Source organism: Leptolyngbya sp. GGD (assembly GCF_026735145.1).
Lineage (GTDB): Bacteria > Cyanobacteriota > Cyanobacteriia > Leptolyngbyales > Leptolyngbyaceae > Leptolyngbya > Leptolyngbya boryana.
Map to the genome: position 1 here is coordinate 815,406 of NZ_JAPQKE010000003.1, position 16,053 is coordinate 831,458.

Annotated in this window: 14 protein-coding genes; 8 read left to right on the forward strand and 6 right to left on the reverse strand. The window is 47.5% G+C overall.

The window, feature by feature from the left end; translation table 11 throughout:
- Positions 1–5: 5 nt before the first annotated feature.
- Positions 6–518, reverse strand: coding sequence for a phosphoribosyltransferase (locus OU814_RS18920; RefSeq protein WP_017288278.1), 513 nt, complete (start codon positions 516–518; stop codon positions 6–8).
- Between the two features lie 117 nt (positions 519–635).
- On the opposite strand from OU814_RS18920, the gene OU814_RS18925 reads away from it, so the two are divergent.
- From OU814_RS18925 to OU814_RS18955, 7 genes are all read left to right on the forward strand, one after another.
- Complete coding sequence (locus OU814_RS18925; RefSeq protein ID WP_268184706.1) at positions 636–2,069, forward strand: MFS transporter; 1,434 nt, start codon at positions 636–638, stop codon at positions 2,067–2,069.
- Positions 2,070–2,171: 102 nt separating this feature from the next.
- Positions 2,172–4,739 (forward strand): NACHT domain-containing protein, encoded by a 2,568-nt coding sequence (locus OU814_RS18930; RefSeq protein WP_268184707.1) that lies wholly within the window; start codon positions 2,172–2,174, stop codon positions 4,737–4,739.
- The gene (locus tag OU814_RS18935; protein ID WP_268184708.1) at positions 4,712–4,906 is read left to right on the forward strand and encodes a hypothetical protein; all 195 of its coding nucleotides are present in this window, start codon (positions 4,712–4,714) and stop codon (positions 4,904–4,906) included. Before OU814_RS18930 ends, OU814_RS18935 begins: the two co-directional genes overlap by 28 nt.
- A gap of 18 nt (positions 4,907–4,924) precedes the next feature.
- On the forward strand, positions 4,925–5,788 hold the full coding sequence (locus OU814_RS18940; protein ID WP_268184709.1) for an Rpn family recombination-promoting nuclease/putative transposase: 864 nt from the start codon (positions 4,925–4,927) through the stop codon (positions 5,786–5,788).
- Between the two features lie 238 nt (positions 5,789–6,026).
- Positions 6,027–6,674: a CIA30 family protein gene (locus tag OU814_RS18945; protein ID WP_268184710.1), complete on the forward strand. Its 648-nt coding sequence runs from the start codon at positions 6,027–6,029 to the stop codon at positions 6,672–6,674.
- Between the two features lie 10 nt (positions 6,675–6,684).
- On the forward strand, positions 6,685–7,113 hold the full coding sequence (gene gloA / locus OU814_RS18950) for a lactoylglutathione lyase (protein ID WP_017288295.1): 429 nt from the start codon (positions 6,685–6,687) through the stop codon (positions 7,111–7,113).
- 63 nt (positions 7,114–7,176) lie between these two features.
- Complete coding sequence (locus OU814_RS18955; protein WP_268184711.1) at positions 7,177–8,652, forward strand: iron uptake porin; 1,476 nt, start codon at positions 7,177–7,179, stop codon at positions 8,650–8,652.
- 57 nt (positions 8,653–8,709) lie between these two features.
- Here the strand turns inward: OU814_RS18955 and OU814_RS18960 are convergent, their stop codons facing one another.
- The 3 genes from OU814_RS18960 to OU814_RS18970 all read right to left on the reverse strand — a co-directional run bounded on the left by OU814_RS18960 (position 8,710) and on the right by OU814_RS18970 (position 11,057).
- On the reverse strand, positions 8,710–9,543 hold the full coding sequence (locus OU814_RS18960; protein ID WP_242045181.1) for a hypothetical protein: 834 nt from the start codon (positions 9,541–9,543) through the stop codon (positions 8,710–8,712).
- A gap of 171 nt (positions 9,544–9,714) precedes the next feature.
- Positions 9,715–10,317, reverse strand: a complete 603-nt coding sequence (locus OU814_RS18965) for a DUF1517 domain-containing protein (protein WP_017288298.1) — start codon at positions 10,315–10,317, stop codon at positions 9,715–9,717.
- A gap of 95 nt (positions 10,318–10,412) precedes the next feature.
- The gene (locus tag OU814_RS18970) at positions 10,413–11,057 is read right to left on the reverse strand and encodes a hypothetical protein (protein WP_017288299.1); all 645 of its coding nucleotides are present in this window, start codon (positions 11,055–11,057) and stop codon (positions 10,413–10,415) included.
- 115 nt (positions 11,058–11,172) lie between these two features.
- On the opposite strand from OU814_RS18970, the gene dacB reads away from it, so the two are divergent.
- Entirely contained in the window at positions 11,173–12,630 is a 1,458-nt protein-coding gene (gene dacB, locus OU814_RS18975; RefSeq protein ID WP_268184712.1) for a D-alanyl-D-alanine carboxypeptidase/D-alanyl-D-alanine endopeptidase, read from the forward strand.
- Positions 12,631–12,724: 94 nt separating this feature from the next.
- On the opposite strand, the gene OU814_RS18980 is transcribed toward dacB, so the two are convergent.
- Both OU814_RS18980 and OU814_RS18985 read right to left on the reverse strand, forming a co-directional pair.
- Positions 12,725–14,317: an iron uptake porin gene (locus tag OU814_RS18980; protein ID WP_268184713.1), complete on the reverse strand. Its 1,593-nt coding sequence runs from the start codon at positions 14,315–14,317 to the stop codon at positions 12,725–12,727.
- A 314-nt stretch (positions 14,318–14,631) separates the two neighbouring features.
- Complete coding sequence (locus tag OU814_RS18985) at positions 14,632–16,023, reverse strand: efflux RND transporter periplasmic adaptor subunit (RefSeq protein WP_268184714.1); 1,392 nt, start codon at positions 16,021–16,023, stop codon at positions 14,632–14,634.
- Positions 16,024–16,053 lie beyond the last annotated feature (30 nt).

Here is a 16,053-nt window from a genome sequence, read left to right on the forward strand (position 1 = left end):
CAGCGTCATTCCACTTTCTCCAGTTCCAGCAGATCAGAGGGCTTCATATCCTCGTATTTTTCAAACGGCTGGTGAATCCAGGGATTATCCGCCAAATAATCGACGTAATAGTCAGGCTTGATCACCGAGCAATCTTTATACCAGAGAACCCCGGTGCGCATTTCTTCGATATAGAAGCCGTAATGCTGTTTGAGCCAAGGAATCGTTTTTTGCAGCGTCACACCCGAATCAACGAGATCATCCACAATTAAAACGTGGCTACCCAGATTCAGAGTCGTCATACTGAGATCTTTGGAAAAGACTAACGCACTGCGCGATCGCGATCCACTCCGATAGGAAGAAGTAGACAACACTGCCAAAGGCACATCAAACATGCGAGAGAGGAGATCTCCAATCCGTAATCCGCCTCTAGCTAAACAGACAATCTGATTAAATTCCCATTCAGATTTGTAGACCTGAAGGGCAAGTTTCTCGATCAAGCGATGATAGTCTGACCAACTGACATAGAGATCCGACATAGAGTTGAGGATGAATTATAGAGTTGAGGATGAATTAAGTTTTTCTGCGACTTGTGCGATCGCAGCCGAAGCCGAAGAAAATAATACAACTTGTTAACCCGGCTTGTGCGATCTGTTATGAACAATTCTGCTAATGAATCGGCCTCTGAAAAGCTTAACTTAAAGACGAAGGTGGCGTATGGAGCAGGGGATTTAGGACCTGCAATTACGGCAAATATTTTAATTTTTTATCTGTCGCCTTTTTTAACCGATGTCGCAGGACTCAATCCAAGTTTGGCAGGGCAAACGCAGTTAATCGGAAAAGTTTGGGATGCGGTGAACGATCCGATGGTCGGGGTGATGAGCGATAAAACGCGATCGCGCCTGGGTCGTCGCTATCCTTGGATTTTGGCGGGTGCGGTTCCGTTTGGGTTTTTCTTCTTCTTGCAGTGGATTGTGCCGAAATTTAGCGATAACGCAGGTTCGCAGCAGTGGGGATTGTTTTGGTATTACACGTTTATTTCGATCGTGCTTGGCTGGCTATATACAGTGGTGAATTTGCCGTATACGGCAATGACTCCTGAAATGACGCAAGACTATGACGAGCGTACCAGCTTGAATAGTTTTCGATTTGCATTCTCAATTGGGGGCAGTATTCTGTCGCTGATTTTAGTCGGCTTGATTAGCTCTAGATTTCCAAATTTGAGTGACCGATATGTTGCGATCGGGATGGTGTGCGGTGTTTTGTCGGTGTTGCCCTTGTTTTGGTGCGTTTGGGGGACATTCGATCGCATGAAAGCGGTCGGATTACAGCATCCAGAAGCAGAAATGCCTGTGTCGATTCCGATCGTGCAACAGCTTAAAATCGCGTTTAGTAATGGGCCTTTTCTGTTTGTGGTGGGAATTTATCTCTGTTCGTGGCTGAGTTTTCAACTGACAGCAGCAATTATTCCTTACTTTGTTGCAAGTGTGATGCGGTTGAATGATGCTTGGGCAGTGCCGAGTGTCGTTTTAGCTGTGCAATTGACGGCGATGCTCATGCTTCCTGTTTGGAATCAATTGAGTCATCGGATTGGGAAGCGGGGGGTTTACTTTGCAGGCATGGTGCTTTGGATTATTGCTCAAGGTGGCTTGTTCTTTTTGCAACCGGGACAAATGACTTTGATGTATACCTTGGCGGTGATGTCAGGATTTGGAGTTTCAGTGGCTTATCTGATTCCGTGGTCGATGTTGCCGGATGTGATCGAACTCGATGAGTTGCGGACGGGACAGCGGCGCGAAGGCATTTTTTATAGCTTTGTGACATTTTTGCAGAAGGTTTGTTTGGGAGTTGCAGTAGCAGTGGTATTGCAGCAATTGGGGAATGCGGGATATGTTCCGCCGACTGATGCAGTTCCTTTGCCTGTGCAGCCGGAGAGTGTGTTGTTGGCGATTCGATCGTCGATCGGGCCTGTGCCGACAGTTGCTTTACTGATTGGCATGGTGTTGACGTATTTCTATCCGATTACGAAGGATGTGCATACTCAGATCCGATTGCAGTTGCATGAGCGGAAGCGCGCTCAAGGGGAATAGTGAAATGTGCGATCGTAAAATCAAAACTCAGTCGCGAATGGAATTTCCTGATTTTTCTCGCTAGAGTATGAGACATTAAACGACTCTTTGCTCTGACAGACGATGCAGCCGATCGAGATTTTCATTTCCTACGCCCGTAAAGATGAATTGCTGATGAAAGAGTTGGAGAAGCATCTCAGCAATCTGAAAAACCAACGCATCATTCGAGCTTGGCATAATCAACAGATTCCGGCGGGGGCTGAACGGGCTGAACAAATTGATCATTATCTCGAATCGGCTCAAATTATCCTGCTGCTGATTAGCCCGGATTTTCTAGCTTCTAGGGAGTGCTATGGAGTTGAACTCAGACGGGCAATGGAGCGGCATCAGGCAAAAGAAGCGATCGTTATTCCCGTGTTACTGCGTCCGGTAGATTGGCAAGGAGCACCTTTTAGCCAATTACAAGCTTTGCCGCAGAATGGTAAACCGATTACTACATGGAAAAATCGGGATGAGGCATTTCAGAATGTGGCGACGGGGATTCGTTATGCGATCGCATTTCCGCATTTAGACATTGACGAGATCGTTCAAGAAGTTCGCCAAAAGATTAGCTCTGACATTCAAAAACGCTGTGGCTCGATGCGCGTGTTGGATATGGAGCAACCGATTACGATCGATTCGATTTACACAACGGTCAACATTCTAGAAAAGCTCACAGGAAATCAACGGCGCAGTATTGAGGAATTGCTCGAAGGTTGTAATTTTGAAGACTTCGATCGCTTTAGTTTAGGAAGAGTGCAGCAAAAACGAATCCCCGGATTAGAAGCAGTTCAAAAGCATGACAAACTCTTGATTTTAGGCAAGCCCGGAGCAGGAAAAACAACATTTCTCAAGTGGTTAGCGCTGCAATGTCAGGCAGGACACCTGTATGCAAATCGTGTTCCAATCTTTGTCACATTGAAGGAATTTGCTGAAGCATCAGGGCGACAAAGCTTGATCGAATTTATTGCAAAACAATTTGCTGAATGTGGAATCGAGAATTCTGAAATAGTCAAAAAGATTTTGCTGGCAGGTCGATCGCTGATTCTGCTTGATGGATTAGACGAAGTTCGAGCAGAAGATCAAAAACACGTCTTAAGGACAATTCAACAGACTTCGCTACAGTTCAATGGCAATCAATTTGTGATGACCTGTCGGATTGCAGCCAAGGAATACACGTTTGAGAGCTTTACAGAGGTCGAAGTTGCTGATTTTGATACGGAGCAAATTGCTGACTTCGCTTTCAAGTGGTTTCAGCATAAAGATCCAACTAAAGCAACAGAGTTTCCAAAAGCATTAAAAGTACATCCAGGGTTACAAGAACTTGCAACGAATCCCCTCTTGCTGACTCTGCTGTGCTTGGTTTACGGCGAACAAGCTGGATTTCCAGCAAACCGAGCAGAACTCTACAAAGAAGGCTTAGATGTCTTACTGAAAAAGTGGGATGGCAAGCGAAACATCACACGAGATGTCGTATACAAACAACTTTCGCTCAATCGCAAAGAAGACTTACTGAGCCAGATTGCTTTTAATGCGTTTACGCGAAGCGAGTACTTTTTCAAGCAGAGATTTGTTGAGGAGGAGATTCAAGACTACATTCGCAACTTACCTGATGCGAATCTTGAGCCGAAAACCTTGCAACTTGATCGCGAAGCGGTGTTGAAATCCATTGAATCGCAACATGGCTTACTCGTTGAGCGGGCACGCGGAATCTATTCATTTTCTCATCTGACTTTTCAGGAATACTTTACCGCTCGACGAATTGAAAAGGCTGAGGAAGATTCCACAGAGATTGTCTGCCATGTCACCGAAAAGCGTTGGCGAGAAGTCTTTTTGCTAACAGTTGGAATGCTAAGAAATGCAGATAAGTTTTTGCTGGCAATGAAGCGAGAAATCGATGGCATTCTAGCGAAAGATGAGAAACTTCAACAATTGCTTACTTTTGTTGAGCAAAAGTCTTGCTCAACAAAAGCTTCAAAAGCTTCCTATAAACCTGCTGCAATTCGAGCTTTTTACCTCGCCCTTGACCTCGCCCGCGACCTCAACTTCGCCCTTGACCTCGACCTCGCCCGCAACCTCGACATCGACCGCAGCGACCGCAATCTCGCCCGCAACCGCAACCTCGACATCGACCGCAGCCTCGCCCTTGACCTCACCCTTGACCTCGCCCTCGCCCGCGACCTCGCCCGCGCTGCCCTCGACCGCGCTGCCCTCGACCGCGCGGTCGCCCTCGCCCGCGATCCCAAATTGAAACAAAAGCTCCAAAAGCTTAGATCACAACTTCCCTCACTAGAAAACCGGGAACATCTCGATCAATGGTGGAAAACAAATGAACAGAATTGGAGTGAGCGACTTAGAACTGTAATGATTCAGCATCGCAACATCGGGCACAATTGGCAATTGACTACGGCTCAGAAACAGCTTCTCAATCAGTACTACGAAGCTAACTGTCTCCTTGTAGCCTGTCTCAACAGCGATTGCTACGTCAGCCGCGAAGTCCGCGAGGAAATCGAAGCGACCTTACTGTTGCCCTACAATCGCTCCGGCATCAGCACACGACCCAAGCCAAAGACGCAACCTCGAAAATTTGGAAACGCGATCGACTCTCTCAGACGTGCAATTGGATGGATTATGCGATCGATTGGATTGTGAAATGCGATTGGACATGGCGATTGGAAATAGCGATCGTGAATGTGGAATTGTTGCTGCGTTTTATTCGGCTTCAGCCCCCTAAATCCCCCATTCTGGGGGACTTTGAGCAATTGGAATCGGATAAATTTAGCGATCGTGCTTCATCAATTCATGCGATAGTACATTGACCGAATGCTATCCAAGCTATGCGCCGAGATCCCCTCTTCTATAAAATCTTCCAGCAGTCGCCAGATCTCCTTTTTGCCCTCATTCGAGATCGTCCTGCCAACGCCGCCAACTATCGCTTCGATTCCGTTGCCGTCAAAGAACCCAAATTTGAAATCGACGGCGTATTCCTACCTCCCGAATCCGACGAACCCGGCATCGTCTACTTCTGCGAAGTCCAATTCCAAAAAGACGAAGAACTCTACGAACGTCTCTTCAGCGAATCCGCCCTTTACTTCTACCGCAACACTGCCCGCTTCTCAGACTGGCAAGCCGTCGTCATCTATCCCAACCGCAACACCGAGCAAACCAAACTACACCCCCATCGATCGCTCCTCAATGGCGAACAAGTCCACCGCATTTTTCTCGACGAAATCGGAGACATCGAATCGCTTCCGCTTCCAGTCGCCGCACTCGTTTTGACCATTACAAAAGAAACCGAAGCCCCCCAAGCTGCAAAAACCTTACTGTCCCGTATCGAACAAACGCCATTAACACCCAAGCAAAGAGACGACATAATAGATATCGTCACCTCCATTCTGGTGTATAAATTTGCAAACCTAAGTCGAGCAGAGGTCAGAGCCATGATCGGACTGAATTTGTCTGAAGAACCCCGCGCAATTCGAGAAGCTAAAGAAGAAGGGCGAGGAGAAGGACGAGAAGAAGAAGCCGTTATCCTGCTGACTCGAATCTTAAGCCGCCATTTTCAGCAAGAAATCCCTGAAAGTGTACGATCGCAACTCGCTACCTTATCTCTTCCAATTCTCGAAGACCTCAGCGAAGCACTATTCGACTTCACCAACCTGGCAGATTTAGAAAATTGGATCGCAGAACACACCAATTAACGCAATTCTCAATGCCTGCATAAATCCAATACCGCAACGTGAACTTCAACATCCTCAGAATTCACAAGTATTGGATCGAAAGCACGATCGATAAAATTAACGCACCTATCCAAAGACCTCTTTGCTTTAGCATCGTAATCTTTGCAGTATCAGGAACAAATGAACGAGTTGAAACCACGATCAGGAATCAAGGTTTCGTCGCTAGAGTAGGGGAAAGCCTCTTCATTTGGTGAATATCATGGCTCAGTGGGATCTTGGTCGATTTGTGCAAACATTAGAGTATTTTGAAGCGATACCCGTCGTTAGCTGGCTACAAAACATGTTTCAACCACGCCCCAAACCTTTGACCTCAAATGAAACTGTTCTCTTCGACTTCAACGATTCAGCAACAGATTTGAAAAATACTTGGGGGGCACTTGATGATGTCGTGATGGGCGGTGTTAGTAATAGTGGCATCCGTCTTGAGGGGGGTGTTGCTGTTTTTACAGGCAATGTCTCGATCGAGAATTCTGGCGGATTTGCCTCAGTTCGGACACGCAATTTTGATCCATCCCTTGATTTATCGAATAGATCCGGAGTTGAACTGCGGATCAAAGGTGACGGCAATCGCTATAAATTTCTCATCCGTGATAGTGATGGGTGGGATAGTACAGGTTATTCTTACTCGTTTGATACTGTTGCTGGCGAATGGATGACGATTCAAATTCCTTTTGCCCAGACGGTTCCAGTGTTCCGGGCAAAGACCGTTCCAAATGCCAGACTGGCGACTGAACATCTTCGGTCGTTTCAACTGATGCTGAGTAAATTTGAATATGATGGAGCGTTGAATCCCAGATTTAATCCTGGGACATTTCGCTTAGAAATTTTGTCGATCGCTGCCTACTAGGAGAAAGTTGATGCGGTTATTACACACGATGCTACGAGTTGGAAACTTAGACGAGTCGCTAAAATTCTACTGCGACACGCTTGGAATGAAACTCTTACGAAAAAAAGATTATCCCGGCGGTGAATTTACTTTAGCGTTTGTCGGCTATGGCGAAGAAGCAGATCACACCGTCATCGAACTCACCTACAACTGGGGAAAAGAGCAGTATGACTTAGGCGATGCTTACGGTCACATTGCGATCGGGGTCGATGATATTTACGCAACCTGTGAGGCGATCGCCGCGCGTGGCGGAAAAGTAACGCGGCAACCTGGTCCAATGAAACATGGCTCTACTGTGATTGCCTTTGTTGAAGATCCGAATGGGTACAAGATCGAATTGATTCAGCTTGGAACACAAGGATCAACTTCAGAGAAAAAGGAGGCAACCGCGAACGCTTAAAGCGCGCTCGGGTTCAGAGGGCTGCTATAACTAAGTTTGGCAGCCCGTCTGAGGAGTGAGTCTGTGAAAGAGTTGAATTGGATCTGTATCGGTATAATCCTTGCAACCGCCGTTTTGCCAGCGCGATCGCAGCCCGTTTCCGATGAGCCGAGCGAGCCAATGGAGCAAGTCACGACTGTTTCAGAATTGACCGATATTCGTCCTAGCGATTGGGCATATCAAGCGGTTAAATCCTTAGTCGAGCGTTATGGAATTCTCTCCGGCTATCCAGATCGCACCTTTCGCGGCAATCGTCCTCTGACTCGGAATGAATTTGCAGCCGCGATCGCAAATGTCATCGGTCGAATCGAAGAACAATTAATTGCAGGCAATTCAGCCAATACGATCGCAGAAGATATGCAAACGATTCGCCGCGTGGTTGCCGCGTATGGAGAAGCCTTATCGCAGCTACGATCGCGCGTTGATGATCTGGACAATCGGACAGCTACAGTCGAACGTCAGCAATTTTCGACAACGACAAAGCTGAGCGGGCAAGTTTATTACGGTGTGACGAATGGTACAAATGATCAGGCAACATTGCTGTCTCGCGTGCGGTTAAACTTACTCACCAGCTTTCAAGGGAACGATGTGTTAGTGACGCAACTCCAAGCCGGAAATGATGGGCGAGATGCAATTTCCAAAGCACACGACGCGCGGCAAAACTTACTAGGAACGAATGGAATTTTGGCAGACGGTGGCGGACTCGATGCTGTCGGAGTTCCGCGTGAATTGAGAGTTCGTAAACTCTACTATTCATTTCGCCCAAGTGAGAATTTGCAGGTTTCAGTCGGATCAAATTTACCACCTAGCGATTTTATCGATCGTAATCAATTTGCCAATCAATCCGGGCAAAACTTTGGATCGAGCTTTTTCGCGAACAATCCTTTGATTGTGCAGAATGAAATCGATCGCTTTGGGGGAGCTGGTGCGGCAATTGCTTGGAATGCGAATCGAGCATTGGTGATTCGAGGACTGTACGCTGCTGCCGATTCTGCAACCACAGGATTGTTTCAAGACCGCTATCAAGCCAGTCTCGAAGCTGAATATACGATTCCAAATCAACCGATCACCGTTCGCGCCCAGTACACTCATGCTGATATTAATGGCACGCAGATCAATGCGGCTGGTTTAAGCGCAGAATGGGCGATTCAAAGGCGATTCGGAGTGTTTGGAATATTTGGACGATTGGGAATTGGGAGCTATGAAGGCTTTAACTCCATTCTCCAACAAGATTTAGACCTCAATCCAAAAACTTGGGCGTTAGGGGTTTCGTTTCAGAACTTTTTAATTCCCGGATCGAAAGCTGGACTTGCTGTTGGACAACCATTTATTAGCGATCGCTTAGGCAATAAGACTCAGACGAATTTTGAAGCATTCTTTGGTCTGTTGCTCAACGATCGCTTGAATATCAGTCCTTCTGTTACGGTCGTATCGAATCCGAATAATCGGGCGAGTCCGACGATTTTAGAGTGGTCGTTGCGGGTGTTGTATGAGTTTTAGGTTGGTCGTGAATTGCATTACGAAAAAGCCCCCGATGATCGAGGGCTTACTAAATCTTTAACGTCTTCTGCCGCTACCGAACGACGATCTCGATCGCGTTCCGCTGCCAAATCCACCTGGGCGATTGACTCGGCTTGGAGTGGAGCGATTCGATCGACGAAGGGTGCTGGTTCCGTATCCCGATCCGGTTGGGCGATCGCGATTAATCGCCGGGCGGCGCACGCGCGGATTATTCAATCCTGGAGAACCGATTCGACCCGTTGAACGGAAGACTTGTCGATTTCGTTCAACCACAGGTGCAGAGCGATAGCGTTCTTGGTAGCGATTCACCGCTTGACCGTAAGAAGAACCATAACCACCAAATCCTGTCAAAGGCACACCTGGCTGATAGAAGGGCGGCACATAGTACTGAGGACGGAAGAGTAAACTCCCGATCGCTTGACCTGCTAAAGCCCCTGCAAACGGAGACCAGAAACTCGGCTCTTGGCGCACAACCACCGTTTCAGTCCGACCCGTTTGGGGATCAGTGACATTCTCGGTAACGTTATGGACGTACTCAATTTTGAACTCTTCAGGAATATGCAGCGACACTTCCCCGTTTTCAGACTTGAGGTAAGCTTTTTGACCTGCTTTTACCTCGTCTGGAGTCAATTGAGCTAGCTTCAAATTTTCAGTTCTAAACGCCGAATTGACTCCAGCAGGCGTATCTCTGAGAAGAACCGTATACTCGCCTGTGCCATCATCAAACGTGGCTTGCTGAACCCCAAACTGACCATTGGGCAATTTTTGATCCGCACGAGTGGTTGCAGCGGGGCGATCTTGCGGACGTTGAGGATCGCCTAAAGAAGAACTGCTACAGCCAACTGCAGTCCAACATAAAGCTACCGACATAGAGAGGGCAAGAAATTTTCGCATCATCGATCGAGCGAGGTTAATGGAGATAAACATGGGTGTTTCAGTACCGTTCTAGAGTCTCAGAGGTGGGGGAGTGGGGAGTGGGGGAGTGGGGAGAAATTACCTTTTGCCCCGTGCCCCTATTCCCCCGTTCTTTACCTTCCGATTCTAAAGGGGAATCAGTTCTGGAAAAAATTCTATAAGCTGATCGGTGCTAAGTTCGTCACCCAAACGAGAGGGAGAGAAATGAACTTGAACGGCTCGGAGACGTTCTTGGTAGTGCAAATTGATGATCGCTTTCAGTCCAGCTTGCAGTGCCCGCAAATCCGCTAAATCCGTTTCGAGTTCAGGAGCTTCTCCTTCTGCTGCGATCGTAATCATCACGACCAAATTCTGCGTGACGGGTAACGTCAATTCGTCAGGTGAGGTTTCCGCACTTTCAAGCTCAGGGGCACTGAGATAGCGTTGAGCCGAATCGGTAAATAATTCGTTCACGTAGTCGCCTGCTTCGCCTTCATCCCGAATTGCATCGCCTTCATTGGCGGCAGATCGCCAGTAGGTTTGGTACTGCAATAAACTTTGACAAATTTCAACTAACCCTTCGCCGAGGGTATGTAAATCGCCCTCTGACGCGATCGCATCTCGACCTGCTTGGTTCAACACGCCTAACAATGGCGCGACTTCATCCCCCGCCAAATGGATAAAAATACGGCAGACGACAAAGCGACTTCTGCCTGTGAATTGATTGAAGCGATCGCGCCATGAACTCATAATCAATGCGTCCCCAGTCTAAAATCTTTCAGAATGATAAACCGCCCTAGAAACAGAAATTTCTATCCCAGGTTGAAATCTTTGCACCTGGGAGATTAGCTAATCGAAATTGGTACATTGCGAAATACACGGACATTTGGAATATCGAGATCAATGCGATCGAGCGTATCAGGAACTCGGAGCGTCACCGAAGTGTTCAGGCTTGATCCAGGACGCAAGTTGCTTAGACTGATGAATTGATTATTAGAGGCGGGTGTCTGAATGACTGGATACTGCTCATTTGTGCGGGAATTGAGCGCGATCGCATTGGCAAGATTGATAGTCGGAGCCGCAGTGACTGGGCGATCAAGCCGACGCACTTGCAGTTGAATCGTGGCTGAATTCGACGAGCCGCGCGTTGCAGATAACAGTTCAACCTGAGCGGAACGGTCTTCAGTCGGTTGGATAAATTGACCCTGTGTAACCTGCTGCGGTTGGGATAGAAAGGGCAACAATGGACGGCTTACAGACGGATTCGACGATTGCGGTTGAACAGAAGATTGCCGTCTGACTTGAATCACCGCGTAGGCACTGAGGAAAAATGCAATCAGCGATATGAGTAACGCTAACCCTGAGAGAATATCGCTCAAAGGGGTGCCGGAATTTTCATGCCGCATCGGCGGGATCGGGCGATCGCCAAGTGGACGATCGAGATCTGACTCCTGCATTTTCCGGGGTCGAAGATCACGTTCTTGCACCATAATGATCACTCTTTGAAGATTGTGCTTCAATTCTATTGGTGAAAGATAAACTTCCGCACTGTACTAAGGGGAGATTTCACCGATATCTACCGTGAATTGTTGTTGCAAAATCGTCATGACCGTGTTCTCTCAGCGATTGATTATTAGTCTACTAGGATGGTTTTTTCTGGGTCTGACAGGGTTCACGACAAGTTTGCGTGCCGAATCGGGGGCAATTTGCTCGCAACAATTAACTCCGCAAATTGATGCGATCGTCAATCGTCCAGAGTTTGCCCGATCCAGATTTGGGGTGATGATTCAGACGCTGGACAGTCGCCAGACGCTCTATCGCCGAGATGCCGATCGCTTTTTTATTCCGGCTTCTAATATGAAGCTGTTCACGACGGCGATCGCGCTGAAAGAGTTCAGTCCTAATTTTCGGATTCGCACTTCGGTGTATGGTGCGCCGACTGCAAATGGATGGCGGTTACGATTAGTCGGGCGAGGCGATCCGAGTTTGAGCGATCAACAGTTGAAAGAAATGGTGCAGCAGTTGAAGCGGCGCGGGATTCAGCGAATTGCAGAATTGACGATCGAGGATAGTTATTTTGGACAGGATAGTTTGATTTCCAGTTGGGCAGTCGGAGATATCCAAGCGCCTTACGCGGTGCCTGTCAATAGTTTGATTTTGAATCAGAACAGTTTAGGCTTTCAGGTGATACCGCAAGCCGTTGGACAACCGTTGCAATTAAAATGGGACGATCCAACGCAGGCGCAGTACTGGCAAGTCGATAATCGCTCTCGAACGGTCGAGACAAAGACCAAAGAATTTTTGCAAATTCAGCGAGATTTGAGCCAGTCGATTTTGAAAGTCGAGGGGCAGTTGCAAGTTGGAGCGAAGCCCGATCTCTGGGCGATCGCGGTTCCGAACCCGAACCAGTATTTTCTGCGGCAGTTGGTGCGATTTCTTCAGGAAGAGAAGATCTCAGTAGAGCGATCGCAGATTAGTGATCAAGCAATGCGACCGTTTGGAATTGAGGTTGCAGGAATTGATTCGCCGCCTTTGAGTGAATTGGTGAAAGAAACGAATACGAATAGTAATAACCTCTTTGCAGAAGCACTGCTGAGGACGATTGGAGCAAAGAACCCACAGGCAGAGGGTCGCACGGTTTTAGAGAAAGGGCTAGCAACTGTTGCTGTGCGATTAAGCCGTTTGGGTATTGAATCGAACGAGATTGAACTCGAAGACGCAGCCGGATTGTCGAGAAAAAATTGGAGTACACCTGCGGCTTTTGTGAAGTTACTCCAAGTCATGCTCCAGCAACCAGAAGCAAAATATTTTCGAGAATCTTTAGCGATCGGTGGAGAAACTGGGACATTAGCAGGTCGATTTCAAGATCATCCAGCAAGAGGCATCACCCAAGCCAAAACGGGAACTTTAACCGGAGCAACAGCACTGTCCGGCTATATTACTCCGCCTCGTTATTCCCCGATCGCATTTAGCATCATCATCAATAACGCGCAAGATTTTACAGCCCAACGAACTGCAATCAGTGAAATTGTAGCAATATTAGCACGAGTGAAATCTTGCTAAGTTGAATGATCTTGATGCAACAGCGATCGCATTCATTTCCCCACTCCCCACAATCAACCTACTGAACTACTAGCACGGATGAATTGAAATGGTACTAAAACAGAAATGTTCCCCGTAAAGTTCCAATCACAACATCAGGATTTTCATTAGATTGATTCGGTGCAGTCAACCAAATTAGACCTCCGGTGATAGAAAGATTATCCGTCAACTGGTGCTTGTAAAAGCCTTCGACACGGAATGGGAAGGCTTGCTGGAAAGGAACACGTGCTCCATCCAGATAAAATCCTGTGAGATAAGGCTCAACTCCTAGTACGATCCCGCCCAGATTTCCTTTTTTCCCTAAGTCTGGAAATGCGAATGCTAGTGCATAAGACCAGGTGTAATAGTAATCCGATGATCCTCTAGGAATCGTAAAATCGCGACCATTTGTTGTCGTCACCCATCCATTGATCACAAGTCTGGGACTCACCCGAAAGGTTGCCGCGACTCCAAAAGAATTATTGTAAGTGTCCTCAGGAACAAAAGTATTGGCAGTCGTCAGTTTTGTTCCTGCAACCTCAGCGAAATTCGTGTTAGAAATTGCTGTGAGGTAGGTGTAATTGTAGGTCAATCCCAATGAGAAGCGATCGCTGGGTGTAATCGTCAGTTGTGCCAGTGCTGAAAAGCTTCCATCTAGGAAACCTCCATACTGACCTGGAAAATTTCCTGTTCCGTTTGCTAAGTAGCCGAGAGAGAATTCTAAGACTCGATTGAGTTGAGTCGTAATGCCAACGCCCGAACCAAAACTACTGCCCATTCGGTAGATTGGGCTACGTTGCCCAAAAGTAGAGAGAGAGCCATTGCCCCCATCAAAGTCTTCAAAGTAAGGATTTAAAGTAGGTACATAATCTGCATGTTCCCCTCCATTCGCAATCACAGCCACTTTCGTTGTCTTTCCAACGGGAAAGCGATAGAGAAGAGAACTGAGATAAATGGCTCCAGGGGTCGCTGTTGGGTTTGGAGAGATAGAGGGAACACAGCAGCTTTGAGTGTTGGGGAAAGGACGGATGACATTAAACGTTTGGATGCCTTCCCGATTTGGAAAGCCAGGTTGAGCTGCGATCGTAAAGCCAGGAATATCAAAGTTACCGGATTGAAACCGGAGTCTGAGTAGATCTGTGCCTAAAAAACTGGTGTCAAAGTTTAAGCGCACCCGATTCGCAAGAACAGCATTTTGAGTTGGAGTAGTATCTGATGTCGCTTGAGTGACGCGCGTTTGATTATCGTCGCCCGTCAACACATCCGTCAGCGCGAAGATGACTTCACCCGTGAGTTTGGTCGTTGTCGAAAATTGTTGCTTTTCGAGTGCTAGAGTCCGTTCTTCTAGTTGACCTACCTTTTCACGAAGCATTGCAAGCTCTGCTGCAAAATCTTGCTGAAGTCGTTGGAGTACAGTTAGATCCTCTGCCCGTACTAAGTCAGCCGCTGCTGTTTCAAGTATCTGATTCAATCGATTGATGCAGGCGTTCAATCCCGCAGCAAATTCGTAACGAGTCAGTGCTCGATTGCCTTGAAAATTGCGATCGGGATAACCCTCTATGCACTTGTAGCGTTCCGCCAGAGATTGTACCGCTTGAAATGCCCAATCAGTAGGCTGAACCTGGGAAAGTTCTGATACGGCAGTGATCGACTTCAGGGATGAAGACATGTCTTCATTTACACTATCTTCCGACGGCTGCTCAATTGGTGCGGCTAGAACTGAAGGAGAAAAAGCGATGCCAATACTTAGGATAGCGAATAGAGAAAGCCACATTTAAGACCAAACTCCGTGAATCAATACTGAGAAAACCCCACAATTAAAACACAGAAACAAGAAAATGAACGTCGTGCAAAATTGCATCAACTTTCATGCGACTTGAGCAATTGTTGTTGCTGCTCAGTTTGGGTTCGGTTTCTCCCTGGAACGCTTTGGAATCTCAACGATCTGATCAATTTTGTGCTCATCCGGTGCTTTATCGATCGCTAACGAGGCTTCACCAGTGTTCCAGTTTTGATTTGTTCATTCGGATGCAGGATCACTGTTTCTCCAGCTTGTAAACCTTTTTGAACTTCTGCTTCAAAGGTGCTGCGCTGACCAATCTCAATCGATCGTTCTTGAGCTTTGCTATCTTGAACACTAAAAACACACCAAGCTTGGTCACAGCGAAACAATGCACTCAAAGGCACTTTCAAAACATCTGGATTCTGCCAAACGACAATTTGCACATCTGAACGATAGCCATCACCGAGCGATGCAGGTGCATTGATAAAATCACCAATAACATTGACGCGCTGTTCTTCCACACCCAAGGCAGAAATTTTAGTAAATGCTGAAGGCTCAACCTGACGAACTTTCGCTTTGAGCATTGGCATTCCCGCTCCCGCTTGGACTAAGATCACATTTCCAGGTTTGATCCTCAAAGCATCGGTTGATAAGACATCAATCACAATCTCTAATTTTGAGATATCTCCAATTTCGAGCAATGGGGTTCCAGCCGTGACGGATTGGGCGCTTTGCTGCAAGAGTCGTAAGACTTGACCACCGCTTGGAGAACGAACGGATGTGCGATTCGCTTCATCTTGCAGTTTTGCAAGATCTGCTTCGATGCTAGCAATTCTCGCATCATATACTTTCAGCAAATAGTCTGGATCGCGCTGTTCGGCTTGTAAAACGGTGAGTGCTGCTCGTGCAACATCGACCTCAGCCGATGCTGCTTTTGCGGCGAGTGTCGCACTCTCTAGCTCTTTGGCTCTTGTAATTTCAACGAGTTCCGCATTTTCGAGATCGCGTCGAGAAATCACCCCGGACGCTGCCATTTCTTGGGCACGTTGGCGATCGCGCTGAGCTTGATTGAAGGCTGCTTGTGCTTGAGCCACACTGGCTTCAGCTTGGCGTTGAGTCGCGATCGCGGCTTGAATCCGTGTTTGTGCTTGGGCGAGTGTTGCAGATTTCGGTCTTTGCGTTGCAACTCCTTCTCGCTGAGCACGCGCTTCTGCGAGTCGTCCCAACGCTTCCTGAACGGGTGCAGTTAAGGTTAAAGGTTCAATCTGAGCAACAATTTCACCAGGTTGAACAGCATCGCCAGCTTTAAGCTGAATCCGGGTTAAGCGACCACTAACAGGTGCAGAAATGACAAAGCGATCGCGAATCCGAGTTTTCCCTTCAGCAGCGACGCTCACTTGTAATTCGCCTCGTGTGACTGCCTGAGTTTCGACCACGATCGGAGTGGGACGAAATGCCCAAACGATTGCCGTGAAAGTTGCGATCGCGGCTCCCCCGTAAATGAGCCACCGGGATTTTTTCTTTGGAGAATGCGGAGATAAGTCTTCTCTCAGGTCTGACGCAGGCTGAGTTGTCCGAGGGAGCAGCTTCATGGCAATCTACCAACACTGACGTTTCCAGAG

Bases quoted from the DNA above. Each gene is read 5' to 3' on its own strand.
- OU814_RS18935 (WP_268184708.1), top strand. From the start codon at position 4,712: ATGGATTATGCGATCGATTGGATTGTGAAATGCGATTGGACATGGCGA.
- OU814_RS18940 (WP_268184709.1), top strand. From the start codon at position 4,925: ATGCGCCGAGATCCCCTCTTCTATAAAATCTTCCAGCAGTCGCCAGAT.
- OU814_RS18960 (WP_242045181.1), bottom strand. From the start codon at position 9,543: ATGTCGGTAGCTTTATGTTGGACTGCAGTTGGCTGTAGCAGTTCTTCT.
- OU814_RS18970 (WP_017288299.1), bottom strand. From the start codon at position 11,057: ATGGTGCAAGAACGTGATCTTCGACCCCGGAAAATGCAGGAGTCAGAT.
- OU814_RS18920 (WP_017288278.1), bottom strand. From the start codon at position 518: ATGTCGGATCTCTATGTCAGTTGGTCAGACTATCATCGCTTGATCGAG.
- OU814_RS18930 (WP_268184707.1), top strand. From the start codon at position 2,172: ATGCAGCCGATCGAGATTTTCATTTCCTACGCCCGTAAAGATGAATTG.
- gloA (WP_017288295.1), top strand. From the start codon at position 6,685: ATGCGGTTATTACACACGATGCTACGAGTTGGAAACTTAGACGAGTCG.
- OU814_RS18985 (WP_268184714.1), bottom strand. From the start codon at position 16,023: ATGAAGCTGCTCCCTCGGACAACTCAGCCTGCGTCAGACCTGAGAGAA.
- OU814_RS18965 (WP_017288298.1), bottom strand. From the start codon at position 10,317: ATGAGTTCATGGCGCGATCGCTTCAATCAATTCACAGGCAGAAGTCGC.
- OU814_RS18980 (WP_268184713.1), bottom strand. From the start codon at position 14,317: ATGTCTTCATCCCTGAAGTCGATCACTGCCGTATCAGAACTTTCCCAG.
- dacB (WP_268184712.1), top strand. From the start codon at position 11,173: ATGACCGTGTTCTCTCAGCGATTGATTATTAGTCTACTAGGATGGTTT.
- OU814_RS18925 (WP_268184706.1), top strand. From the start codon at position 636: ATGAACAATTCTGCTAATGAATCGGCCTCTGAAAAGCTTAACTTAAAG.
- OU814_RS18945 (WP_268184710.1), top strand. From the start codon at position 6,027: ATGGCTCAGTGGGATCTTGGTCGATTTGTGCAAACATTAGAGTATTTT.